Origin of the sequence: Exiguobacterium sp. s56, assembly GCF_018618255.1 — a bacterium.
Classification (GTDB): Bacteria; Bacillota; Bacilli; order Exiguobacteriales; family Exiguobacteriaceae; genus Exiguobacterium; species Exiguobacterium chiriqhucha.
The window spans coordinates 109,468-132,042 of the sequence record NZ_JACSLR010000004.1 but is presented as its reverse complement, the minus strand read 5'-3'; the positions used below and the strand labels follow the sequence as shown (position 1 = coordinate 132,042).

General features: G+C 54.5%; 26 protein-coding genes. 8 read left to right on the top strand and 18 right to left on the bottom strand.

From position 1 onward, the window contains the following. Positions 1–319: 319 nt before the first annotated feature. Entirely contained in the window at positions 320–1,036 is a 717-nt protein-coding gene (locus KNP71_RS06045; RefSeq protein WP_029594720.1) for a peptidoglycan DD-metalloendopeptidase family protein, read from the top strand. A gap of 204 nt (positions 1,037–1,240) precedes the next feature. Beyond that, positions 1,241–2,416, top strand: a complete 1,176-nt coding sequence (locus KNP71_RS06040) for a sensor histidine kinase (protein ID WP_214830288.1) — start codon at positions 1,241–1,243, stop codon at positions 2,414–2,416. A gap of 30 nt (positions 2,417–2,446) precedes the next feature. Here KNP71_RS06040 and KNP71_RS06035 read toward each other — a convergent pair whose 3' ends face one another. Further along, positions 2,447–3,889: a carbon starvation CstA family protein gene (locus KNP71_RS06035; RefSeq protein WP_214830287.1), complete on the bottom strand. Its 1,443-nt coding sequence runs from the start codon at positions 3,887–3,889 to the stop codon at positions 2,447–2,449. 246 nt (positions 3,890–4,135) lie between these two features. Between KNP71_RS06035 and KNP71_RS06030 the strand changes: the two genes are divergently transcribed. The 3 genes from KNP71_RS06030 to KNP71_RS06020 all read left to right on the top strand — a co-directional run bounded on the left by KNP71_RS06030 (position 4,136) and on the right by KNP71_RS06020 (position 4,923). Continuing rightward, positions 4,136–4,282 carry a hypothetical protein gene (locus KNP71_RS06030; RefSeq protein WP_167491745.1) on the top strand — a complete coding sequence of 49 codons (147 nt, stop codon included), beginning with the start codon at positions 4,136–4,138 and terminating at the stop codon, positions 4,280–4,282. A gap of 49 nt (positions 4,283–4,331) precedes the next feature. Then, positions 4,332–4,484 carry a hypothetical protein gene (locus KNP71_RS06025; RefSeq protein WP_198662218.1) on the top strand — a complete coding sequence of 51 codons (153 nt, stop codon included), beginning with the start codon at positions 4,332–4,334 and terminating at the stop codon, positions 4,482–4,484. Positions 4,485–4,680: 196 nt separating this feature from the next. Next, a complete protein-coding gene (locus KNP71_RS06020) occupies positions 4,681–4,923 on the top strand; it encodes a hypothetical protein (protein ID WP_125317992.1) in 243 nt (80 codons plus the stop codon). Positions 4,924–5,022: 99 nt separating this feature from the next. On the opposite strand, the gene KNP71_RS06015 is transcribed toward KNP71_RS06020, so the two are convergent. The 7 genes from KNP71_RS06015 to KNP71_RS05985 form a co-directional block, all read right to left on the bottom strand. After that, positions 5,023–5,712, bottom strand: a complete 690-nt coding sequence (locus KNP71_RS06015) for a glycerophosphodiester phosphodiesterase (RefSeq protein WP_029594716.1) — start codon at positions 5,710–5,712, stop codon at positions 5,023–5,025. Position 5,713: 1 nt separating this feature from the next. Then, positions 5,714–7,024: an ABC transporter substrate-binding protein gene (locus KNP71_RS06010; protein ID WP_051627672.1), complete on the bottom strand. Its 1,311-nt coding sequence runs from the start codon at positions 7,022–7,024 to the stop codon at positions 5,714–5,716. Positions 7,025–7,039: 15 nt separating this feature from the next. Then, entirely contained in the window at positions 7,040–7,849 is an 810-nt protein-coding gene (locus KNP71_RS06005) for a carbohydrate ABC transporter permease (protein ID WP_029594714.1), read from the bottom strand. After that, positions 7,846–8,751 (bottom strand): carbohydrate ABC transporter permease, encoded by a 906-nt coding sequence (locus tag KNP71_RS06000; RefSeq protein ID WP_029594713.1) that lies wholly within the window; start codon positions 8,749–8,751, stop codon positions 7,846–7,848. The genes KNP71_RS06005 and KNP71_RS06000 overlap by 4 nt, the downstream gene beginning before the upstream one ends. Further along, positions 8,748–9,839, bottom strand: coding sequence for an ABC transporter ATP-binding protein (locus KNP71_RS05995; protein ID WP_029594712.1), 1,092 nt, complete (start codon positions 9,837–9,839; stop codon positions 8,748–8,750). Before KNP71_RS05995 ends, KNP71_RS06000 begins: the two co-directional genes overlap by 4 nt. After that, positions 9,836–10,432, bottom strand: coding sequence for a glycerol-3-phosphate responsive antiterminator (locus KNP71_RS05990; protein WP_029594711.1), 597 nt, complete (start codon positions 10,430–10,432; stop codon positions 9,836–9,838). Before KNP71_RS05990 ends, KNP71_RS05995 begins: the two co-directional genes overlap by 4 nt. A 189-nt stretch (positions 10,433–10,621) precedes the next feature. Beyond that, complete coding sequence (locus KNP71_RS05985; protein ID WP_241764568.1) at positions 10,622–11,446, bottom strand: cryptochrome/photolyase family protein; 825 nt, start codon at positions 11,444–11,446, stop codon at positions 10,622–10,624. Positions 11,447–11,520: 74 nt separating this feature from the next. Between KNP71_RS05985 and KNP71_RS05980 the strand changes: the two genes are divergently transcribed. Then, the gene (locus tag KNP71_RS05980) at positions 11,521–12,147 is read left to right on the top strand and encodes a class I SAM-dependent methyltransferase (RefSeq protein WP_029594709.1); all 627 of its coding nucleotides are present in this window, start codon (positions 11,521–11,523) and stop codon (positions 12,145–12,147) included. Between the two features lie 2 nt (positions 12,148–12,149). On the opposite strand, the gene KNP71_RS05975 is transcribed toward KNP71_RS05980, so the two are convergent. Next, complete coding sequence (locus tag KNP71_RS05975) at positions 12,150–12,428, bottom strand: membrane protein (protein ID WP_029594708.1); 279 nt, start codon at positions 12,426–12,428, stop codon at positions 12,150–12,152. A gap of 76 nt (positions 12,429–12,504) precedes the next feature. On the opposite strand from KNP71_RS05975, the gene KNP71_RS05970 reads away from it, so the two are divergent. Further along, positions 12,505–12,975 carry a GNAT family N-acetyltransferase gene (locus KNP71_RS05970; RefSeq protein ID WP_084158352.1) on the top strand — a complete coding sequence of 157 codons (471 nt, stop codon included), beginning with the start codon at positions 12,505–12,507 and terminating at the stop codon, positions 12,973–12,975. An 18-nt stretch (positions 12,976–12,993) separates the two neighbouring features. Here the strand turns inward: KNP71_RS05970 and KNP71_RS05965 are convergent, their stop codons facing one another. The 5 genes from KNP71_RS05965 to KNP71_RS05945 form a co-directional block, all read right to left on the bottom strand. After that, a complete protein-coding gene (locus tag KNP71_RS05965) occupies positions 12,994–14,043 on the bottom strand; it encodes a C45 family autoproteolytic acyltransferase/hydrolase (protein WP_058764784.1) in 1,050 nt (349 codons plus the stop codon). A gap of 63 nt (positions 14,044–14,106) precedes the next feature. Next, positions 14,107–15,846, bottom strand: a complete 1,740-nt coding sequence (locus KNP71_RS05960) for a methyl-accepting chemotaxis protein (RefSeq protein WP_214756113.1) — start codon at positions 15,844–15,846, stop codon at positions 14,107–14,109. 96 nt (positions 15,847–15,942) lie between these two features. Continuing rightward, the gene (locus tag KNP71_RS05955) at positions 15,943–16,392 is read right to left on the bottom strand and encodes a hypothetical protein (protein WP_214719364.1); all 450 of its coding nucleotides are present in this window, start codon (positions 16,390–16,392) and stop codon (positions 15,943–15,945) included. A gap of 12 nt (positions 16,393–16,404) precedes the next feature. Continuing rightward, entirely contained in the window at positions 16,405–16,827 is a 423-nt protein-coding gene (gene fabZ / locus KNP71_RS05950; protein WP_029594702.1) for a 3-hydroxyacyl-ACP dehydratase FabZ, read from the bottom strand. A gap of 13 nt (positions 16,828–16,840) precedes the next feature. After that, positions 16,841–17,092 (bottom strand): DNA-directed RNA polymerase subunit beta, encoded by a 252-nt coding sequence (locus tag KNP71_RS05945; RefSeq protein WP_029594701.1) that lies wholly within the window; start codon positions 17,090–17,092, stop codon positions 16,841–16,843. 206 nt (positions 17,093–17,298) lie between these two features. Here KNP71_RS05945 and mscL point away from each other — a divergent pair, with 206 nt between their 5' ends. Continuing rightward, positions 17,299–17,676: a large-conductance mechanosensitive channel protein MscL gene (mscL, locus tag KNP71_RS05940; protein WP_029594700.1), complete on the top strand. Its 378-nt coding sequence runs from the start codon at positions 17,299–17,301 to the stop codon at positions 17,674–17,676. 27 nt (positions 17,677–17,703) lie between these two features. Here the strand turns inward: mscL and KNP71_RS05935 are convergent, their stop codons facing one another. The 4 genes from KNP71_RS05935 to KNP71_RS05920 form a co-directional block, all read right to left on the bottom strand. Continuing rightward, positions 17,704–18,801, bottom strand: coding sequence for a glycerate kinase family protein (locus tag KNP71_RS05935; protein ID WP_251132757.1), 1,098 nt, complete (start codon positions 18,799–18,801; stop codon positions 17,704–17,706). Positions 18,802–18,865: 64 nt separating this feature from the next. Beyond that, the gene (locus KNP71_RS05930) at positions 18,866–19,645 is read right to left on the bottom strand and encodes a flagellar hook-basal body protein (protein WP_131471421.1); all 780 of its coding nucleotides are present in this window, start codon (positions 19,643–19,645) and stop codon (positions 18,866–18,868) included. An 11-nt stretch (positions 19,646–19,656) separates the two neighbouring features. Next, entirely contained in the window at positions 19,657–20,430 is a 774-nt protein-coding gene (locus KNP71_RS05925; RefSeq protein ID WP_214830286.1) for a flagellar hook-basal body protein, read from the bottom strand. A 122-nt stretch (positions 20,431–20,552) separates the two neighbouring features. Then, on the bottom strand, positions 20,553–22,484 hold the full coding sequence (locus KNP71_RS05920; RefSeq protein WP_029594696.1) for a sensor histidine kinase: 1,932 nt from the start codon (positions 22,482–22,484) through the stop codon (positions 20,553–20,555). Between the last annotated feature and the right edge of the window lie 91 nt (positions 22,485–22,575).

Genomic DNA, 22,575 nt, shown 5'->3' with positions numbered 1-22,575 from the left:
CAAAAATAATTGATTCTCATCGGTCTTTTTTATTTAGGCCAAACTAATTAAAATTACCCTGTTTTTCAAAAGCTAAACTATGAAAAATCGGAGTTTTTTGAATATTAGGCATATATTCTTTTACCAACAAAACGTTGTATGTCTCAATTACGTTGGTATAACTCGACTTTTCCCACTACACTGTCGTTTTCATAACGATTATACTTTTTTGAAATATAAATGACATATTAGAATCTATTTTTTGATGGTAAAATTTTTTTGTAAGGTAATTATCATTGTTCTGTCGCATTGTTACATAATTGAAAGGATTTACCATACTATGAAAAAACAACTGATGACGATTACATTAGGCGCCCTTCTTGTTTCCGGCTTGACACTTCCCGCTTCGACACCGGTAGAGGCAGCTACATCGTATAAAGTCAAAGTCACGACGAATGTCCTGAACGTGCGGAGCGGCCCATCGACGTCTTACCAAAAAGTCGGCAGTGCCAAACTCGGCCAAACGTTCACCTATCTCGGCGCGACCGGTTCATGGACGAAAATCAATTATAACGGCAGTACAAAATACGTCTCGAGTACATATGTAAAAAAATATAGCAGCACATCACTCCAAACGGCGACAGCGGGCAAGCTCCTCATGCCGACAAAAGGTACGTTGACGCAAGGGTACGGCCCGGCGAGCGGAAAATATGGCTACACGTTCCATAACGGCATCGATTTGGCGGCCGCCAAAGGCACGACGGTCCAATCGGCAGCATACGGCCAAGTCATCGTCGCCCGGAACTACGGCGCCTACGGCAACCACGTCATGGTTTCACACACGATCAACGGTCAAGCCTATACGACCGTCTACGCCCACTTGGACCGCTTGAACGTCGTCAAAGGACAGAAGGTCGCCAAGGGTGGGAAAATCGGTACGGTCGGCAACACCGGCAACTCGTTCGGGAACCATCTCCACTTCGAGGTCCATAAAAACAAATACGTCTATAGCAGCTCGACGGCTGCCAATAGCGTCAACCCATACACGTTCTTCTAAGCCTGACGCCTTCCTCGCATCCTCGAGGGAGGCGTTTTTTCCTAGAATCGAGAACGAATCGTCCAAGTGTCCCGATCATGACCGGTTTTTAGCTAGGCCTATGGGTGGTATAGGGAATTAAGCCGGAATATCGTATAATGAATGGGAATGCTACGCACTTACTTACTTTCATAATATAACCTTTGATGGAAAGGAGGTTCTCTCATGAATCGAAAGTCATTTTATCCGGCACGGCGAAATCATGGACGGTCCGCGAGCAGTCGATCCGTCGTGACGAAGCGCGCCCGCCCCCCTCACGCCTTCCCGATCGCCTCGCTCGTCGAAGAGGTGCAGGATGCCGTCTGCTATATCGACTTCACACGGAACCATCTGTATTCGAATGAACAGCTCCGTGCCATCTGTCCGTCGATGGAGACCCGTCGCTTTCCAAGCATGGACGATATGACCCGTTTCTTTTATGAGACGCTCGAGCGGAACGGGGCCGATATGACCGACGTGACGCTGTTTTGGGATGAGCTGTTGACGAACCGGTTCGGCTGTTGCCCGAGCATGGATGCGAAGTCGCTCCGCATCGGCGAGCGGACGATGCAAGTCATTTCGAACTTCACGCACACCCCGCGTGGCGTCTTCATCATGTGGCGCGACATCACCGACTCGATCCGATTCGAGGAACAGAAGGATGCCTTCCTCGCCGAGCTGTCCCACGAGTTCCGCTCCCCGCTCACAGCCATCAACGGCTACGCCGAACTGCTCATGTACCAGCATAGCGACAACGACAAGACGCACGGGATGTTGACGCTCGTCAAACGGGAAGCCGAGCGGCTCGAGCGCCTCGTGGACAACTTCCTCGACTATCAGCGGGTGAACTATTCCGAAGAACTGTTATCGATGTCGACGTTCGCCTTGCGACCGGTGCTAGAGGACGTCGTCGCCCACTACAAGGCGACTTCTCCCCAGCACGACGTCATCTTGTCAGCCGACGACGTGACGATCGAGGCCGACGAGGAAAAACTGTTGCAGTTGCTTCACAACTTGATTGGCAACGCTATTAAGTACTCTCCGGACGGCGGCACGGTCTATGTCGAGATGACGACCGAGGGCGACACGTACGTCCTGTCGGTACGGGACACGGGGATCGGCATCCCGAGCGACGCCATCCCGTACGTGTTCGACGAATACTACCGAGTCGACTCGGACGCCCACCGTCCGATCAAAGGGACTGGGCTCGGCCTCCGCATCTGCAAACGGATCGCCGAGGCACACGGTTGGGGCATTCACGCCGACTCGGTGTACGGAGAAGGGACAACGTTCTCCATCTATCTGTATTCCCACAGCACAACGAGTACGACGCTACTCACGGAACAAGAGACAACCGACTAAAAAGGGTTTGGCCGAGGCCAAACCCTTTTGTCATGCTGCTTGATCGCTTGATATGTCGCACTCGAGCCCTTGTTCGCGCATCGCTTTCGCGTGGCGGAAGAACAAGCCGAACAGTGTGACCGTGCCGATTGTGGCCAAAATATACGGGAGCACCCCGTCCATCTTGAAGCCGATCGGAGCCGTCAAAATGTAGAACCAGACGACATACAACATGAACGTCCCGGGCAACAAGGCGACCCAGTAGTTCCGTCCTTTGATATACAAGTACGTCGCACCGACGAACAAAGCGATGACCGCCGTCGTCTGGTTGGCCCAGTTGAAGTATTGCCACAACAGACGGAAGTCGACTTTCGTCAAGATGAATGACAGGACGAAGAGCGGGAGCGCGATCCACAACCGTGACGTGAACTTCTTCTGGACGATGTTCAAGTAGTCGGCGATGATCATGCGGGCACTCCGGAACGCCGTGTCGCCCGACGTGATCGGCAAGACGATGACGCCGAGGATGGCGAGCGTGCCGCCGATGCTACCGAGCATGAGCGTCGCCACTTCTTGGACGACGAGCGCCGGCGTGCCGGCATTGATCATGGCGAGCAGTTCACCCGGCTCGAAGATGGCCATGGCGGCAGCCGCCCAGATCATGGCGATGACCGCTTCGACGATCATCATGCCGTAAAAGATGCTGCGACCGTTGCTCTCTTTCATCGTCGTCCGCGAGATAATCGGCGACTGAGTGGCATGGAAGCCTGACAGTGCCCCGCACGAGATTGTGAAGAAGATGAGCGGCCAGAGCGGCAAGCCGTCCGGATGCATGTTCGTCAACGTCATCTCCGGGATTTGATAGCCTTGCGTGAATAGACTGACGGCGATGCCGACGGCGCTCAACAAGAGAAGCGCCCTGAAGAACGGATAGATGCGGCCGATGATTTTATCGACCGGGAGCAGTGTCGCCAAGATGTAGTAGGCAAAGATGCCGAACGTGACGATGGCGAGCGTCGAGCCGTTGCCGTCGAACAAGTTGTTGATCATATTGGCCGGTGACGTGACGAACACGGTCCCGACTAAGAGCAACAACAGCAACGCGAAGCCGTTGACGACGTGGCGGAGCGACCGGCCGAGGAACTTCTCGGCGAGCTGCGGCAAGTGCGCCCCGTTGTTGCGAAGCGAGATCATCCCGGTCAAATAGTCATGCACCGCGCCGGCGAAAATCGAACCGAGCACGATCCAAAGGAACGCGACCGGGCCATACAAGGCACCCATGATCGGACCGAAGATCGGACCGACACCGGCGATGTTCAACAGCTGAATCATCGAGTTTCGCTTCGTCCCCATCGGCACGTAGTCGACGCCGTCCTGTGACGCATAGGCGGGCGTCGTCCGCTCTTCTTTGATACCGAACGTCTTCTCGACGTAACGGCCGTAGATGATATAACCGAGCAATAATAATCCTAAAGCAATGAAAAATGTAACCATCGGGTGGTCCTCCTATATATAAGTGATTTACGATTTCTTCATGTGAAATATATCACATGATTAATATAGCAGGGTCCTCGGCTGTTGAATAGATGATTTTGCTCACGATTTCACATGAAAATATAACTGTTCATCTTTTAGACAAACGTTGGCGTTGAGCCGTTTTTATGAAAACGCTTGCTTTTAGAATGAAATGATTCGAAACCGGGAACAGTCGAACAGAGAGAAGCAGAAAGGATGATTTTTGTGAAACGTCAACGTGGATTTTTAGCACTCCCGGTCGCCGTCGCCTTTGTCCTCATCTTCGGCTTGTTGTTCGATAACTGGTGGCTCGGACTCGGGATCGGCATCGCGATGTTCTTCGCGTTCCAAGGGACGAAGAAGAAAGCTTGAAACTTTTTGAGGCGACATCCGTACAAATTGGACAAAGGAGGAGTTCTCTATGTCCAATAAACAGACGACCGGCAGCTATGCCTTCCCGCTCGCCCTCGCAATCGGTATCTCGTTAGCCATCGCCCTCGACAACTACTTGATTGGGCTCGCGATTGGCGTCGGGATATATTTCGCTTTTAGTGATTCGCCGAAGAAGACATGACAAAGCCCGCTTCATTGAGCGGTCCTTGTCATATATATCTGTGTCTCGTACGGTAGCAGTTAATCACTCTCATTAAGGAAGGCCGATGTAGATGACATCTAGGAAACCTTTACCCAAGTTTCAATTCGCTTTTGCTTTACTCATGTTAGGAGGTGTCTTTTTCCTTCTTCATGAGGTAGATCAGCGAGAAAATTTTTTGAATGAAACGTTAACTGAGCATTTTTCAATCGATAAGAACGCCTATGATGTCGAGTTCAGCATGAATCAATTTGGGTACTTATATCGCTTGAATTTCGAGGACGAAAAGAGAGTCGAGTATGAATTTTTCGTCAAAACCAATCAAGAGAAAGAGTACGTCGTCACCTATTATGGACATAATTCAAAAGGCGATTCACCTTTGAAAGAAGATGAATTTACCACGCTGAACAAAGAATACTAAATTTAGAGAATTGCCATGAGAAAAGGCCAGCTGATGCGAACACGTCGCGCCAGCTGGCCTCTTTCTTACATATCGATTGAGTTATATCCCAGCCTCACTTCAATGATGCGACCTCGATTGGAACCGCTCGACCTCGTCCGTCATGATGGCGTCGACACCAGTCATGTCTGGCAGCTCGCTCGGGTCATTGATGGTATACAGGCGAAGCAACCGATTTTGTTCGCGGAGCGTCATCCAGTCTCTTGTCCCCATAAACTCCGGCTGGGCGTGGACGGCCTCGGCCCCGATCCGCTCGACGAACTCGATCAAATTCGGATGCCCGTCAGTTGTCAGGACGGCAATCCTCGCCTCACGGGCGATATTCCGCAATCGGATGAGCGTGTCCGGATTGAACGAGGAGAAGACGACACGTTGTTCGAGCTTGAACTCGGTGACGGCGAGCCACGTCAGATACTCGATCCCGTCATAGTCGAACCGGTCCGTCTTCAGCTCGATGTTGAGCGTGACGTCGGTCGGTTCGAGTAAGACGAGCACTTCCTCGAGCGTCGGGATTCGTTCCCCGCTCTCGGTCCGGAGCAAGCGGAGCTGCCGGAGCGTCATGTCTTTGACGAAACCGCTCCCGTTCGTCGTCCGGTCGACCGTCTCGTCATGGATGACGACGAGGCGTCCGTCGCGCGTCAATTGGACGTCGAGTTCGATGCCGTCGACGTGAGGCAACGCCGCCTTGAACGCGCTTAGTGTGTTCTCCGGATACTTGGCGCTATAGCCGCGATGTGCGTAAATCAACATATCATTGTCCCAAGGTGGAAGTCGTCTCATCGGCCGCGCGCTTCAACGCCTCTTCGACCGATACGCCTTGGTATAGGCTTTCCATCGCATTGACGACGCTTTGACGGGACTGCGGGAACGTCGAGATGAGCGCTCCTTGTGTCGCTGGTGAGGCTGTCGTCTCGCTCAATTGATCGACCGTCACTTTCAGTTGTGGATATTCGGCCCACATCTCTTTGACGATCGGCTCGTCATACGCCTCCGGATTGATGGCGAAGTAGCCCGTCTCGACGTGCCATTTGGCCTGTGCTTCTTTCGACGCCGCATACTTCATGAACTCCCATGCGCCTTGCTTCGTCTCGTCGGCGATGCCGTCACCCATCCAGAGCGAGGCTCCACCGATGATGACGCCTTCCCGCTCCGCTTCGTTCGGCACCGGCAAGTATGATGCCCCGACCTCGAAGTCGGCGTTATCCGCGACGGTGCGAATCCCGGCCGACGAGTCGAGATACATGGCGACTTTCCCTGATTGGAAAGCGGCACGCATGTCGTCCCAGTTTTGACCGACGTTCATGAACGTCTTCTCGTCATACATCTCTTTAATCAAGTTGAAGGCGTTCTGCCCTTCTTCCCCATCAAAGACAGCTTTCGTAGGTGCCCCGCTACGGCCGTTGTCGTTGTCGACATAGAGCCCGCCTTGCGCGGCGACAAGTTGCTCGAAGAACCAACCGTAGTTGAGCATCGTGAAGCCGGTCTGCCCGTCGGTCGTCAGTGCCTTCGCCGCTTGCTTCAGCTCGTCATACGTGCGCGGCGCTTTCTCTGGGTCGAGGCCTGCTTTTTCGAACGCGTCTTTGTTGTAGATGAGCACCGGTGTCGACGAGTTGAACGGCATCGAGTACTGCTTGCCGTCGACTTGGTAATAGCTCAAGATGTTCTCTTCCCAGACGCCCGTATCGAAGTCCTCTTTGTCGATGAACTCCTGGACCGGCGTGATTTTGTTCGAGTCGATCATATACTTCGTGCCGACCTCGAACGTCTGCATGATGGCCGGTGCGTCCGGTGACCCTGCGACGGCGTTGAACTTCGTGAGCGCCTCTTCATACGTGCCTTGGAACACCGATTTCACTTCATAGTCGTCCTGTGACTCGTTGAAAGCGTCGACTTGGTTGTTGAGTGCGGTCTCTAAGTCCCCGCTCATCGCGTGCCAAAACACGACTTCTGTCTTCCCATCCGTCGTCGTGGTCGCCGCTGCCTCTTCCGCTTCTTGACTGCCACATGCCCCGAGCAATAATACCGAACTGGCCAACCCTGCGAATAATGCTTTCTTTTTCATGAACGTTTCCCCCTATTATTTGATCGCACCTTGCGTCAAGCCTTCCTGTAACTGCTTTTGTCCTGCGAATAACAGCATCAGCGTCGGGATGATGATCAAGATGACCGCCGCCATGACGACACCCCAATCCGAGGCGACCTCGTTCGACTGCATCTGCTTAATCCCGATTTGCACCGTGCGGGCCTGCTCCGTGTTTGTCACGAGGAGCGGCCATAAGTACATGTTCCATGTCGTCAAGAAGCTATATACCGACAACGTGACGAGCGGTGTCTTCGACACCGGCAAGACGACGTTCCAAAAGAAACGGAAGCGGCTGATGCCGGCGATTTGTGACGCCTCGTACATCTCGTACGGAATCGTCTTGAACTGTTGTCTTAGCAAAAACGTCCCGAACGCGAGCGCGAAGAACGGCACCGACAGCCCCCACACCGAGTTGAGCCAGCCGAGCGACTGAATCGTCAAGAAGTTCGGTACCATCGTCGCTTCCCAAGGCACCATCATCGTCGCGAGGAAGAGCATAAAGATGAGCCCTTTCCCTTTGAAGTCGATGAAGACGAACGCGAAGGCGGCAAGACTCGACAAGACGACTTGACCGACCATGACGAGGAGTGCGACGACGAGACTGTTCCATAAGTACGTCATGAGCGGAATCCGCTCGAACGCGGCGACATAGTTGTCGAATGTGACGTCGCGCGGGATGAGGTTGCCTTTTAACACCTCACTCCCATCCATCAGGCTGATCGAGAACGCGTAGGCAATCGGGAACAGCATGACGACGGCGCTCAAGACGAGGAGCGTATACGTGACTACTTTCCGAAGCGTCATTGGTAATGCACCTTCCTTTCGACGAGCTTGAACTGGAGCCACGTCAATGTCAGGACCGTGAGGAACAAGAGCACGGCCTGCGCACTCGCCCCGCCGACGTTATAGTTGATAAACGCGTCCTTATAGATGGCGTAGACGATGACGTTCGTCGAGTTCGTCGGCCCGCCTTTCGTCAGCAAATCAATCTGCCCGAACGTCTGGAACGCATTGATGAGCGAGATGATGCCGACGAAGAAGAGGGTTGGTGACAGCATCGGGATGGTGATTGCTCGGAGCTGGGTCCAATACCCCGTCCCGGCGATGTCCGCACTCTCGTATAGCGTCCGGTCGATGTTTTGCAGCCCGCCGAGAAGAATCAAGAATGTGAAGCCGATGTTCATCCAGACGGTCGCGAGCGAAACGGATAGGAGCGCATACTGCGGGTCGAGGAGCCACTGCACCCCGCTCGTTCCGATCGCTTCCAAGAAACGGTTGAAGATGCCGATGGACGGGTTGTACATGAACATCCAAATGACAGATGAGGCTGCGACGCTCATCCCCATCGTCGCCGAGAACGCCGTCCGGAAGATGCCAATCCCGCGCAGCTTCTCGTTGGCGAGGAGCGCCAGACCGAGCGCGATGATGATTGTGAGCGGGACGGTCAACAGAACGAAGCCGACCGTCGCCTGAATGCTCTGCCAAAACGAGGCGCTCGTGAACAGCTTGGCGTAATGCTCGCCGCCGACGTAACTGAGCGGCGTCCCTTGTGTGTCCGTTTGAAAGAAACTCAAGTAAATCGTCCGGAACAGCGGATACACGAGGAAAATCCCAAATAACGCGATCGACGGGGACAAGTAGAGGAGCCCGCTCGTCGCGTCCGATAATCGGGTCCGGACGCGTTGTCTCGGAAGGGCGACCGTCATTGGAACACCTCCAACGCCTCGAACAGTTTCGGTTGCCGCGGTTCGATACGATTGCCGTTCGTATCAAACAAAGATATTTGTTTCGGGTCGACGTAACAGGCGATCTTCTCCCCGATCGACAGCGGCCATTGTCCCGGCCATTTGGCGAGCCATTCGACGCCACCCATATCGAAGGCGAGAATCGTCTCCGTGCCGAGCACCTCGATGTTCTTCAGTTCGGCATAGAACGTGACATCCTCTTTCGCCGGCGTGATTTGTTCCGGACGGATACCGAGCGTCGCCGTATCTTCTCGCGTCAGAGTGTTCGGATGGAACAGGCGTCCGTCCGAGGCGACCCAGCCCTTGTCACTCCGCTGCACCGGCGTCAAATTCATCGGCGGTGAACCGATGAACGAGGCGACGAACGTGTTCGCCGGCTTGTTGTACAAATCGAGCGGTTGACCGACTTGTTGGACCTCGCCATCGTTCAACAGCATCATCCGGTCGGCCATCGTCATCGCCTCGACTTGGTCGTGCGTAACGTAAATCATCGTCAGCTTGAGCTTGCGTTGCAGCTGCCGGATCTCCGAGCGCATTTTGGCCCGAAGTTTCGCATCCAAGTTCGAGAGCGGCTCGTCCATGAGGCAGATCGGTGACTCGGTGACGATGGCCCGGGCCAGTGCGACCCGTTGCCGTTGCCCGCCCGACAGCTCGCGTGGCTTTCGCTTCAAATAGTCGGTCAGTCCGAGCGTCTCGGCCGCTTCCAAGCAACGTTCGCGCTGCTCGAGCTTCGTCAGCCCTTTCGTATGTAACCCGAACGTGATGTTTTTCTCGACGGTCATATGCGGATAGAGCGCATAGTTTTGGAACACCATCGACAGTTGGCGTTCGCTCGGTTTCAAGTCGTTCGCGGCGACGCCGTCGATGCGGAGCGTCCCGCTCGTGATTGACTCGAGCCCAGCAATCATCCGGAGCATCGTGCTCTTCCCGCAACCCGACGGTCCGACGAGGGCGAAGAATTCACCGGCCTCGATCGTCACGTCGATGCCACGGATGACTTCCGTCTCGTCGTATGACTTTTTGATATTCTGCAGTTGAATCGATTTCATATGATATCCTCCTTCATTCCTTGCGACGCCCATAATCGCTCATCCCCGGTCGAGACGGCGAACGCCCCGTGAGAAAGTGCTTCATGCACGTGAATCGGTTTTCGAATCATCCCACCCGTCACAATCGGCAACGAGACGTGTTCCGCGACGTGCTCGATGACACTCGGAATGAGACCCGGCATCAGTTCGAGCGCGTCCGGCTGTTGGTCTTTCGCCATCTTGATGCCTGACGAGATGGCGTCCGAGTCGACGAGGAACAGGCGCTGCACCGTCATCAGGCCGGCCCGTTTGGCGTGTTGGATGACAGACGCCTTCGTCGTCACAATCCCGTCGGCGCCGACGCGTTTCGCCAAATAGTCGATGCCGTCACGGTCGAGACTGATGCCGTTGATGCGTTCAGCGTGCAGGAACACGGTCCGATTCTCGCGCTTCAAATGGGCGACATAGCGGTCGAGCGTGCTGAGCGTCCCCATCATGAGGAACGTCGTCGTCACGTCCGACTGCAGGAACTTCTCGAGTTGTTTCGGTGATTTGATGGAGGCAATCATCTTCTCTTGTCCGATCGTGCGGAGCGTTTCATTCACTTGAATCATCCTTCCCTAAAAAAAGGACCAACAGAAACAGGACGTCATCGACGTACGGGCTTCTGTTGGTCTCTCGAATGTTCTACCGGTTGCTATTCACTTGGCATGAGGGGTCTCACAAGTCATATCGTAACGGATGAATGTAAAGCGGCCGTGAAGCCGATGCAAATTTTTGTGAAGAAGACGTAAAAAACCGACTCATAAGGAGTCGGTGTCATCGAGCGTCTGCCTTGCCTTCGCCAAAATATCAGCTTTGACGTCATCGTCGCGGCCTTGCCAGTTGCGGACCATCATCTTCATGCGCTGGTTCTTCGCGAACCGCTCCTCGACGAAACGCGCGAGCGCACGCCGTGCCTCACTGCGTGTCACCGGCCAGACGAACGGGGTGATGTCCCCTGGATGGTCGGCGAAATCTCGTTCTACCTTTTCAATGACGTCTTTCGTGATCGCATCCGGTCGGAAATGGATCGGGGCCGGGAACGTCAGTCCGTCTTTCGGGGGCTGGCGGTTGTCCGCATCGAACGACCATTTGCCACCCCGCGGTTTCCCGTCCTCAAGCAAGACGTCGAACCGTTTCCGCATCTGACGATAAAAGCGGTCCATCCGCCACGGCGCGTTGCCGATCGTGTCGACGGCTTCCGCTTTCGTTAAATAGAAGAGCGGCACGTCCGTATGTTCGACGAGCTTGTGCTTCTGACCTAACTGTTGCAACTTCTTCTCCATCGCGGCGTCGGTGACAGCCGTATAATGAATCTCTTCCGGTTCATATCGTGTGAAGTGGTCGTCCCATGCGTCTTGGAACGAGTCGGCCTCATGATAGTCGACCGTGTAGCCCTTTTCTCGCAGTTCCTCAGCGAAGTGGCGCATCGCCGAGAAGATGAGGACGAGTTTCTGTTTATGGTACGGTCGCCACGTCGCCCGTGACGTCGCCTCGATCATGACGATAACGTCATCGTTCTCAACGTGATCGAATAGTTCGAGCTCGTGCGACAACTGATTGCCGAAAATCCAAAAGGAACGCATCGATTCAACTCCCCTCCCAAAATGTTTATGCTACACTCAATCTACATCTACTGGATTCGGAAAGGAATGGTTCGATGCGCTTCACGCGTCTTCAAACATGGATTGACAGTCAATACGAGAACCCGCGCGGCATCGTCGGGACGTACATCGGTGAGAAAATGGTCCGGCAACATCGGGTCGAAGTCGATTGGACGATTGAGCAACTTCAGATTCAACCATACGACCTCATCCTTGACCTCGGATGCGGCGCTGGGGACGCACTGGCTCGGCTACTTCAGACGGACGACACGATACATGTGACCGGGCTCGACCGTTCCGCGACCATCGTCCGCTCGGCGCTCCGACGGAATCGCGCGGCCGTCCGCGGACAACGGGCTGCTGTCGTCGAAGGAAACATCGGGACGATTCCGTTCCAAGACGAACAGTTTGACCACGTCTTTAGCATCCATACGCTCTACTTTTGGGAAGACGTACTCGCGGTGCTTGCCGCCATCGACCGTGTCCTCAAACCAGGCGGGTCATTCTTCATCACGTACTGTGATGGGAAAGGTGACGTGAACTGGGACGGTATCACGGCAATCGTGCGTGAACAGTTGATTCCTGCTGCTTCTGCGCTCGGGTTCATTGACGTTCAAGAACGCCGAGGACCTGACTCGCGCGATTATCATACGGTCGCCGTGACGGGACGTAAGCCAGTTTAACGTCATCCCCGGCTCTTCCGTGTCACGGCTACCCCGCCAAATCCGCTGATGATGGCGATATAGAACCCTAAATCGTAGAACCAGCCGGTGTTGTTCACTTCATAGACGCGATACGTATCATTGAACAAGCCTAAAATGAGTGACACCGGTGCAATCCAACCGTGCCAGACGCCCCAAAAGAATCCGGCTGGGTCAGTCGTGTACGTCCCGTCACCCGGCACACAGCCGCCGAGGACGACAATCAAGCTTAGCATGATGGCTAATAATCCGATTCGTTTCATCTGAATCCCTCCTGCTATGAGTATTCCCGCTTTTACAGAAAACTGTACCGCCCGACACGCGAATGGAGATGAGACCATGACCCCCTATTCGATTCGACACATTTTTGACCTCAGCCTCGTCGATTTGACCGACTTGCTTGTCGCCAGTCGTCAGGAAGGCTTTCGTATGCTCGACCGATTGGTGAATGACTTTCGAGATGGACGCAACCGGTTCGATCAACCCGGCGAGTGTCTGCTAGGTGTTTTTGACGACTCTGGCAATCTGCTCGGTATCGGAGGATTGAATCAAGACCCATATTCTCCAGGACTTCCGGTCGGGCGGTTGAGGCGGTTTTATATCTTGCCGGATTATCGCAGACAAGGTATCGGGAGACGTCTCGCGAACGCATTGTTGCTCGAAGCGAAATGGACCTTCCTCACCGTCATTCTCCGGACATATACGATGCAAGGGGCACAGTTCTATGAATCGCTCGGCTTCATCCCATACGATACCTCGACTTCAAGTCACGTGATTCGATTCAACGAAACAAGCAGCGACTCATCATGAGCCGCTGCTTGTGTTTTGTTACCGCCAAAGTTGGACCGTGTTCGCGAACTCGATGTCGGTCGCGATTTCCCCATCGAGGGCATGTAAATCGAAATCTTTGCCGTCGAGCCACTCCTGAAAATCGAAGATGACCGGGTCGCGGTCGCCACCGAGGGCGAACCACGTCTCGAGCGTCTCCGGGAAGTAAGCCGCCGTGTGAATCGTGCCGGCCCAGCTCTTGTACAGCTCCGAGAAGACGCCTTTGTCCGAGTCGTTCATGAGCCGGAACGCACTCTCGGCGTCCTGGACGATATGTTGATACATCTTGATTTCCATCATCCGGCGCGTCGAATCGTCGAGATGGTAACGATTCTCGTGTTGCAATAGCTCGAAATGGTTCGTACAGATATTCGACTCGCGGACACGAACGTCACGCGGTGTCGCTTCGATGACGCGTGTCTTCGACGACTTGTCATGGACGACATACGTGAACGAGCCGCGGTGCGGAATCTCTTGAAGCAAATCGACCGCTTCCTCGACCGTGGCGCACGTCTCGAGAATCATTCGGCCAATCATCTGACAGACGAACCCATCTCCAGGCCGCCGACGGTTGATGAAGTTATAACCCATGGCGAGCCCTTTCTCGTTCATCCCGTCCATCCGGCCGGTGACACGTGAGACTGGACCGATGACGGCGTAACCCTCATCTGGCTGGAACACGTTATAGCGTCCGTCGTACGTCATCGGGTGATAGTCATAGTTACGGACGAGGAAGTTGTCGCCCGTCAAAATCGAACAGCCACTGATCGGATTATTGACCCGGAAATGACCGAAGTGAAGGAGCGTGTCGGCGAGCGTCAACTCGAGCTCGTCTTGGAGTCCGAGCAGTTCTTCCCAAATCTTCGGGGCGAACCGGTCGAACGCCTGCTTCGCCTCGCGCTCGTCAATCTCAAAGCGCGGGACGCGGAGCTTCCACTGGTCGGTCCGGTTCTCGAGCAGTTTGCTGCGCTTGATGTATTGTCCTTGAAAGCGGCCAAAGTCATAGTGACTGCCGCGGAATTGTGTGAGTTCACTTGAGACGCGTTGCATGAAAAAACCTCCCTTGCGCCTAGTATAACGGACGCAATGGAGGTATGTCTGACTTGAGACTGTTTACAACTTGAACTGTCGGCTCATGCGTTGCATGTCCTCGGCCGTGTGCGACAAATCTTTGACGAGCCGGTTCATCGTCTCGCTCGTCGCCGACATCTGTTCGGTCGAGGCGGCCACTTCCTCGTTACCAGCCGTACTCTCTTCAGAAATCGACGCGATATCAGAGAGACCACGTTTGATGTCGTCTTGGTTCGTCTTGACGCGTCCGAGCTGCCCTTGCATCGAGTTCGTCAGGCGCTGCATCTCTCGCACGCTCTGTTCAATCTCATTGAAGGCGCGCTTCGTCTCCTCGAGCGTCCGCTTGCCGTCCTCGGCAGCGTGCATGCTGTCCGTGAACGTCTCACCGAGCGCGATCGAGTTTCGTTTGACGCTACCAACGATTTCCGAAATCTCACTGACCGACCGCGCAACGCTATCGGATAACTTGCGAATCTCAGAAGCGACGACGGCGAAGCCTTTTCCATGCTCCCCGGCACGAGCCGCCTCGATGGCCGCGTTCAAGGCGAGCAAGTTCGTCTGCTCAGAGATTTGACGGATCATCGTGACGAGCGCCGTCACTTCGTCCGCCTGTTGCTCGAAGTCCTTCACCTGGCCTTGCGACTCGCGCACTTGCAGATGGATGTTCGTCATCTTGCCGACGGCATCCTCCATCAGTTCGAGCCCTTCTGCCGTCACACGACTGACGACTTCCGCTTGTTCGCTCACGCCGTTCCCGTCGTGCGCCGTCTGGTCGACGAGTCCCGAGAACTCATTCATATGTCCGTACAGTTTCATCGTGAGCACGCTCTGATTCTCGACACCGCCCGCGATTTCTTCCATCGTGAACGCGATTTGACGCGAGGCATCGTTCACTTCTTCCGAGATGCTTGCCACGTTGCCGCTCTCGTCACGCACCGTCTGGGCGGACGTTTGTAATCCGGAGATCAAGTCGCGGAGCATTTTCGTCATCTGATCCATCGAGGCGGTGAGCCGCTTGATTTCGTCATTCGCCTTCAACTGGATGTTGTCCATCTCACGAGCCGCCGTCGCCAAGTCCCCGCTCGCGATATGGGTCGCGACACGCTCGAGCTCCCGGAGCGGACGAAGTTTCCAGCCAAGGTAGCGCCAAATGATGACTGAAGCCACCCCGAGCAAGATAACGAGCCCGATGAGAATCGGGGGCAAGCTCTCTTGGAGCACGTCTTCCGTCACCGCCGCGACATCACTCGCCCCTTTGTCGATTCCGAGGACACCGATGACGTCCCCACCTTGTTTGATCGGGACGAGCACGGTCATATAGTCTCCATATTCCGGGTCCTCGACGATCGGCGTCGTGACGGTCCCACCCTCAAACGCCGCTTTAGCATCTTCGAAAGACGTCGCCGTCGTCGGCGTGCCGATTTCGACCGCATCGCTCGCGCTCATACCGTCGACGATGATTTGAAGCTCTTCCCCGTCGGCCGCGAGTGTATAGACGTACATCGCCCCGATTTGCGTGCGATACGTATCGAGCTGTTCTCGAAACTGCTCGAACCGTTCATCTTTCGCAGGGTTCTGTAAAAATGAAGCATACGCTTCCGCGTCGATCGCCTCGCTAATCCGGGCCCCGTCCGCCAACAGGACGGCTTGCATCGAGCTCTGTACCGTATGCTTCGTACTGACGTACTGCAACACGCCGAATGTGACGATGAGTAGCGTGATGAATGCCAACATCATCGCCAAAATCCGCGTCTGTAGCGATTGTGGTTTATTTCGTTTCATGTGATTCCCTCCATTCGTCCTTACTGTATGTATCGGACAATCTCCGAAAAACTGCACAAAAAAACGGATGATTTTCGACAAAAATCATCCGTTCGTTCATTCATTTGTCGAATCTACAACCTCGAGCGGCATCGACACCTCAGCCTCGCCCTCTTCTCCGACATGGAAGAGAGGCAGCGTCTCGGTGACGAATAGATCGGGGTTTAAATCCGCTTGATAGACGTAAGTTCGCACATCCCCTTCGCGTTCCGCGACGAGTTCACCGAACGGAATCGGGACACGCGTGCCGTCGACTTCATAACTAATGATCGTCGTCGGATCGAGGCGACGGTCTTCGAGCATCCGAATCGTGAACAACATCGTTGAGCTGTTCGTCCGCTCGAGCGAGACCGCAATCGATTCCGATTGGCCGGCTCGCTTGTCGATCATCGCATCATCAACGTCCTGTTCGAACACGACGTTCTCCTCGACCGGATCATCTTGCACTTGTTGGCAACCGACGATGGTCGCCAATCCGAGAATCAAGGCAATCACCAATACGCGCATCTCGTTCTCTCCTCACTTCAAGGCGAAAGTGAGTTCCGCTTCACAAGCAACTTCTCCATCGACTGTCGCCACGGCGCGTCCTTTACCGATCGGTCCGCGCACTTTCAAGATTTCGACCTCGAGGCGCAATTGATCGCCCGGGACGACTTGACGTTTGAAGCGACATCCGTCGATGCCTGCGAAGAACGCGAGCTTGCCGCGGTTCGACTCTTGCTTGAGCATCGCGAACGCGCCTACTTGCGCGAGCGCTTCGACGATCAAGACGCCAGGCATGACGTTATAGTCCGGGAAATGTCCATTGAAGAACTCTTCATTCGCCGTCACATTCTTTAATCCAACGGCCCGTGTGCCTTCTTCGACTTCAAGAATTCGGTCGATGAGCAAAAACGGGTACCGATGCGGGATCACTTCTTTAATCTGTTCAATCGTGTACATGGTTCCACCACCCTTATGATGTTAGCCAAAAATCGGTGATATGGCGCCACGTGTCGATGTTGAACACGTCCTTCCACTCGCCTCCGCCAATCACGCTGTACCCAATGATGGCCCCAATCGCAAGCATCACGAAAGCCAACAGCAGGACAACGATGACGCGTAACAAGATCGGGAAACGTCGATGGTTCGATAATCGCTTCCGCTCCGTCCGCTCTTTGGACTCGGTCTGTTCCGAGCCGTTCTGTTCTTCGTTCGCCACGTCCATACATCCTTTCAGCTGAATTAATCATAACATATTAGTACCTGGTATTAAAACTATTGCATGAGTTCTATATAAGTGTAACGTATCTACCATACGTCGAACAAGCGCCCGGCCTAGGGCAAGGGCGACGCTTCTGTGAAAAATACTGCCCGCTTCCGCCTATGCTGTGCTACCATAAGAGTATTCATCATTTAGGAGGGTTTATTTTTATGTGGAAAGAATTCAAAGAGTTTGCAATCAAAGGCAATGTGATCGACCTGGCCGTCGCCTTCATCCTCGGGGCCGCCTTCACGGCCATCGTCACGTCGCTCGTCAATGACATCTTCATGCCGTTCCTCGGCATCCTCATCGGCGGCATCGACTTCTCGACGCTCGCGGTGTCGGTGCTCGGCGTGAAGGTAACGTATGGCAACTTCCTGCAAGAAATCGTCAAGTTCTTCCTCGTCGCCTTCGCCTTGTTCATGATGGTCAAAGTGCTGAACCGTCTGAAGCGAGAAAAAGCGGTCGAAGAGACACCGGAGCCGGAACTGTCGCGTGAAGAACAGCTCCTCTCGGAGATTCGTGACCTATTAAAAGAACGCTCGTGACCCAAAGACGCCTGAACCGAAGTTGGTTCAGGCGTCTTTGTCGATTAACCGGAACGCTCGGCTGACGGCGTCCGTCAAGAGCGCTGCCGCTTGCTGCATCGCTTCCTCGAGCGTCATCACCCGGGAAACAATCGGGAAGACGGCCTGAATCCCCACGTCCGGGACGGCAATCAGTTCCGATTGTCCGGCGAAGACGAGCGTCGGTACGTCGTACGTATGGGCAAGACGTGCCAACCCGTAAGGCGCTTTCCCGTGAAGCGACTGCGCATCGAAGTGGCCTTCTCCGGTAATCAACCAGTCGACCGTCCGTAACGTCTCCTCTAGATTCGACCACCGCACGACGTCCTCGATTCCGCTCACATACACGGCCCTGAGCTGATAGAGCGCGAAACCAATCCCGCCGGCCGCACCCGCTCCCGGTTCTCCCGTCACATCACGCTCGAAACAACGGGCGTATGAGGAAAGTCGTTCCTCGTAGCTAACGACGTCTTGTGGGGCCAGTCCCTTCTGTGGTCCAAACACGGCCGCCGCCCCCTTTGGTCCGAGCAACGGGTTCGTCACGTCCGAGGCCATCCGCCACTCGACTTGACGTGCTTCCGGGAGGAGCCCTGACCAGTCGATACGACTGACGCGCTCGATGTGATGCGGGAACGGTCCAATGACATGTCCAAACTCATCGAAGAAGCGGACACCGATCGCCTCGAGCAAACCTTTTCCCCCGTCGACGGTCGCGCTCCCGCCGAGGCCGACAGTGATGCGCTTCGCCCCGCTCTTGAGCGCATGCTTGATTTGTAGCCCCGTCCCATAGGAGCTGTAGCGCCACGGGTCCAGTGTATCGACAAGTGTGAGCCCGGACGCCTCGGCGACTTCGATGACTGCTTCTCGCGTCAGTTCTAACCAACCGTACCGTGCTTGTCGCATCGTCCCATCAAGCGACATGACTTCTTGCGTGATGGTCTCGGCATCCGGATGTGTCAGGAGCCACGCATCTAAAAATCCTTCGCCTCCGTCTGAAATCGGCACCTCGATGACATCGTGTCCAGCGAGTGCCCGACAAACCGCCCGATTCGCTTCCACGCTCGTCAACGACCCTTTGAACGAATCCATCGCCACGACAATTCGCATGTCCATCCCTCCTCCTATTCAGTGTAATGCAAAAACCGCCCTTCCGAAGAAGAACGGTCTGTGATTAACGGAGTGACGTGACGAGTCCCATCATCTGGTCACTCATCGACAACGCCCGTGAATTCATCTGGTAGGCACGTTGCGTAATCGTCATGTCGGTCATCTCTTTCGTCAAATCGACGTTCGACGATTCGAGCGTCCCTTCGATCAACAGATTGCCGAGCGGACGGTCAACGTCCGCCGCCAAATCAGCCGCATAGACGTTGTTGCCGAGTGGTTGGAGCGCTGACGTGTTGCGCACCTCGACGATATCGAGACGGCCGAACTCTTGCTCGGCCCCGTTCACGCTGGCGACGACCATCCCATCTTGACGGACGCGATGCGCCGTCGCCTCATTCGGCATGACGATCGGGTTCCCGTCCGCACCCAGGAGGGCGTTGCCGTTCACGTCGACGAGCGTCGTCGTATCACCGACCGACAGCTGCATGTTCCCGCTTCGGGTCAATCCGACACCGTTCTCTGTCTCGACGGCGAAGAACTGGCGGCTCGCTTTCAAGAACACATCAAGACCACGGTCCGTCTTCCGGATTTGGCCGATATTGAACTGTTGACTGATGTCAGCGACGTGGCCGCCAACGCCGATGCGAATCCCGTTCGGGGTGTCGCGTCCGACTTCAAGCTCGGCACGCGGTTGATTGTCGTACGCCTGCGACAAGAGCGAGGCGAAGTGGGTCTGTTCCCGCTTATAGCCGGCCGTGTCGACGTTGGCGATGTTATGACCGGTCACATCGAGCTGGCGCTGAAGCTGCGTGAGCGACGAGACCGAGTTATAGATCGATTGCATAGGCTTCCTCCTTAACGAATCCGAGCGATCTCAATGGCCCGCTCGGCACTCTTGTCATACGCTTGGACGACTTTTTGGTTCGCCTCGAACTGACGGTACGTCGTCATCAAGTCGGCCATCGTCCGATCGAGGTCGACGTTCGCCTCTTCGATAAATCCTTGTTGGAATTGGACGTTCGCTGCTGGCGGTGCGTCTCCGTTGACCCGGTAATCGTTCCCGACCTGTTCGAGCGTCGCTAAGTCATTAACTTGGACGGCACCGAGTGTCGCCACATTCTCACCGAGCGACGTGATTTGACCATCGACCGACAGCGTGAACTCACTTGACGGCAGCTGGATGCGCTCGCCTGCGTCAGAGAGGATATAACCGCCATCCGCCGAGCGTAAGAAACGCTCCTCATCGACCGCGAAGCGTCCGTTCGTCGTATAGAGCGTCTCGCCGTTCTGTTCGACGGCGAACATGGCGGCACCCGTCGCGTCAGCCGGCACCTTCATATATACGTCGGTCGGGCTGCCCGTCTCCGAGATGCTCCCGCTCGAGAACCGAGGCATCGTCTCTTGAAGGTAGACACCTGTCGATAACGTGCCAACTTCACCTTGCACGCGTGAACCCGAATTTCCCGGGTGGCTCACTTGGGCGAGCAACATTTCTGGGAACGAGCGGACGACGCCGTTCGATGCCTTGAATCCAGGTGTCCGGACGTTTCCAAGGTTATTGCTCAAAATCTCTTGTTGACGTTGGAGCGCGTTCATCGCGCCCGCCGCCGTATATAATCCGCGTAACATGGTTCGTCTTCCTTTCATCGTTCAAAGTCTTCACTCTGTATATCGTACCAAATGAATGTTTCATTCACCGTTTTTTGAAAAAAAACTAAAAAAAACCACTTCGCAATGTGAAGTGGTTTTCGTCAAGCGACAATCGGGAGTTCGACCGTCATAATCGTCCCATTCCCAAGTTCAGAACGAACGCTGATCGTCCCGCCGTGCGATTCAATAATCTCCTTACAGATCGCAAGCCCAAGGCCGGTGCCTCCAATATTGCGACTCTGTTCGTTTTGGACACGGTAGAACTTCTCAAACAGTCGTTCGGCATCTGCGGGTGCCACACCCATGCCTTCGTCTTCGATGGCGATCCGGATGACATCGTCATCGCACGAGACGTTGACGGCTATATTGCCGCCGTCGGGTGAATATTTAATGGCGTTATTCAAGATATTCGAGAACACTTGACGCAGTTGCGCCGGGTCCCCGGAGACGCGAATCGTTTCATCACAATCGAAATGGAACGCATGCAACTCGGTCGAACCGGCATGAATCTCAAGAATATCGGACAATAGTTCGAACAAACTCTCGACTTTGAAGTCTTGCTGCGCGTTACCGGACTCTATCTTCTGCACGTCGAGCAGATTGCTGACGAGCCGCTCGAGCCGGGTCGTCTCGCTATGAATCATACTCAAGTAGCGTTTCCGCTTCTCTTCGTCGACCTGTCGGTGTTCAAGCAGTTCGGTAAAACCAAGAATGGATGTGAGCGGGGTACGAAGTTCGTGTGAGACCGTCGCGACGAGTTCCGTCTTCAAGCGGTCAATCTCAATCTCTTTCGTAATGTCCCGCGACACAAACATCACGCCGAAACGTTCGTCCTGCAGTTCAATCGGTTCGGCGTACATCCGTATGATACGTCTTCCCCCTTGCATCGAATACGTAAACGTTTCATCGAAGATTCCACAGTTTTTAGCCCGGTGTGTGAAGCGATTGAGACCGTCCTGATCATCGATTTGGTCCATGAACGGCTCATAAAACGCGTCAATCGGATACAAGCTCTGACGGTCGCCGAACGGGAACGGCTGCTCATACAGTTCGAACAGCGCCTCGTTGGCGAAGCGTTGGTTTGTGTCTACCTCGACAAAGACAATCGCGTCGCGCATCGTATGCAAAATGCGGGCCGTCTTCTCGCGCTCTTTCTCAAGTTCAGTATGTTGATGAATCAACGAGCTCGACATCTCCGTGAACGATTTCGATAGTTGACCAACCTCGTTTTTCATTGGATTGATTGGAATAAGCGTGGCATGCGGATCGACGGCCAGCCGTTCACTGTTCGTGATGAGCGCCTCAAGCTGTTTCGTCAACCGCACAATATATGGTTGTAGGCTAACAAAGAGGATGAACAACGCGCCGAGCAAAATGAGTAGCCACATCCATTGGGCTTTGGCGAGCTGCTCCGACAGTTCTTCCCGGAGACCCGACTCTTGAAAGTCGAGCTCGGAGCGATAGTCCGTGAATACCGATTCCATGTCGACGATGCTCGCACTCATATCGGCCGCACTATTCGAATTGAATTTGAATCGTGTCTGATTCGACGATGCATTCTTCGGCATGAGTTGGCCGACGGTCGCCATCTGTAAGAACGGCTCATCGACTTCGCCGTTCGCTTTGGCGACAACGTAACGTTCGAGACCAGGCATGACGCGCGTCGTATAGATGGTAAAGAGCAAACGCGCCTCTTCCGCGAACGTCGTCTCTTCGTTCGTCTCGGCGTTCTGTTCAAACCAGCTCGTCTGGTCGTCGATTCGGTCTTGGGCTTGCTTGACTTCTGCTAGCAATGCATCCTCCCCAAGTAAAACGTGGCCGCGCATCTCGTATTGCATCGACTGCCATGTCTCGAACAAATCAGTCGCCCGCGAACGATGTTCACTGATCCGCTCAAGCTCGACCGTGGTTTCGCGGATCGCCTGCTGGGTATAAAAGTATGTGCCGAGTGACGTCAACGTGATTAAGGCAATCAATACATAAAACACGGTGAGGACTTGGCGGCTAATTCGTTGTTCAATCCAGCGTTTCATATATAGCCTTCTTTCATATCGATGATTAATCGGATTAGATAGTTTCGTATGTTCGGCTATTCAAAAAAGTCAGTTTCGTGTACGATAAGAA

Coding starts and splice junctions, on each gene's coding strand:
- KNP71_RS05985 (WP_241764568.1), bottom strand. CDS start 11,446: ATGCGTTCCTTTTGGATTTTCGGCAATCAGTTGTCGCACGAGCTCGAA.
- KNP71_RS05925 (WP_214830286.1), bottom strand. CDS start 20,430: ATGTTACGCGGATTATATACGGCGGCGGGCGCGATGAACGCGCTCCAA.
- KNP71_RS06025 (WP_198662218.1), top strand. CDS start 4,332: ATGTCCAATAAACAGACGACCGGCAGCTATGCCTTCCCGCTCGCCCTC.
- KNP71_RS05935 (WP_251132757.1), bottom strand. CDS start 18,801: ATGCGAATTGTCGTGGCGATGGATTCGTTCAAAGGGTCGTTGACGAGC.
- KNP71_RS06045 (WP_029594720.1), top strand. CDS start 320: ATGAAAAAACAACTGATGACGATTACATTAGGCGCCCTTCTTGTTTCC.
- KNP71_RS06000 (WP_029594713.1), bottom strand. CDS start 8,751: ATGACGGTCGCCCTTCCGAGACAACGCGTCCGGACCCGATTATCGGAC.
- KNP71_RS05920 (WP_029594696.1), bottom strand. CDS start 22,484: ATGAAACGCTGGATTGAACAACGAATTAGCCGCCAAGTCCTCACCGTG.
- KNP71_RS06005 (WP_029594714.1), bottom strand. CDS start 7,849: ATGACGCTTCGGAAAGTAGTCACGTATACGCTCCTCGTCTTGAGCGCC.
- KNP71_RS05965 (WP_058764784.1), bottom strand. CDS start 14,043: ATGCAACGCGTCTCAAGTGAACTCACACAATTCCGCGGCAGTCACTAT.
- KNP71_RS05980 (WP_029594709.1), top strand. CDS start 11,521: ATGCGCTTCACGCGTCTTCAAACATGGATTGACAGTCAATACGAGAAC.
- mscL (WP_029594700.1), top strand. CDS start 17,299: ATGTGGAAAGAATTCAAAGAGTTTGCAATCAAAGGCAATGTGATCGAC.
- KNP71_RS05990 (WP_029594711.1), bottom strand. CDS start 10,432: ATGATTCAAGTGAATGAAACGCTCCGCACGATCGGACAAGAGAAGATG.
- KNP71_RS05960 (WP_214756113.1), bottom strand. CDS start 15,846: ATGAAACGAAATAAACCACAATCGCTACAGACGCGGATTTTGGCGATG.
- KNP71_RS05930 (WP_131471421.1), bottom strand. CDS start 19,645: ATGCAATCGATCTATAACTCGGTCTCGTCGCTCACGCAGCTTCAGCGC.
- KNP71_RS05975 (WP_029594708.1), bottom strand. CDS start 12,428: ATGAAACGAATCGGATTATTAGCCATCATGCTAAGCTTGATTGTCGTC.
- KNP71_RS05970 (WP_084158352.1), top strand. CDS start 12,505: ATGACCCCCTATTCGATTCGACACATTTTTGACCTCAGCCTCGTCGAT.
- KNP71_RS05995 (WP_029594712.1), bottom strand. CDS start 9,839: ATGAAATCGATTCAACTGCAGAATATCAAAAAGTCATACGACGAGACG.
- KNP71_RS05945 (WP_029594701.1), bottom strand. CDS start 17,092: ATGGACGTGGCGAACGAAGAACAGAACGGCTCGGAACAGACCGAGTCC.
- KNP71_RS06040 (WP_214830288.1), top strand. CDS start 1,241: ATGAATCGAAAGTCATTTTATCCGGCACGGCGAAATCATGGACGGTCC.
- KNP71_RS06035 (WP_214830287.1), bottom strand. CDS start 3,889: ATGGTTACATTTTTCATTGCTTTAGGATTATTATTGCTCGGTTATATC.
- fabZ (WP_029594702.1), bottom strand. CDS start 16,827: ATGTACACGATTGAACAGATTAAAGAAGTGATCCCGCATCGGTACCCG.
- KNP71_RS05955 (WP_214719364.1), bottom strand. CDS start 16,392: ATGCGCGTATTGGTGATTGCCTTGATTCTCGGATTGGCGACCATCGTC.
- KNP71_RS06015 (WP_029594716.1), bottom strand. CDS start 5,712: ATGTTGATTTACGCACATCGCGGCTATAGCGCCAAGTATCCGGAGAAC.
- KNP71_RS06010 (WP_051627672.1), bottom strand. CDS start 7,024: ATGAAAAAGAAAGCATTATTCGCAGGGTTGGCCAGTTCGGTATTATTG.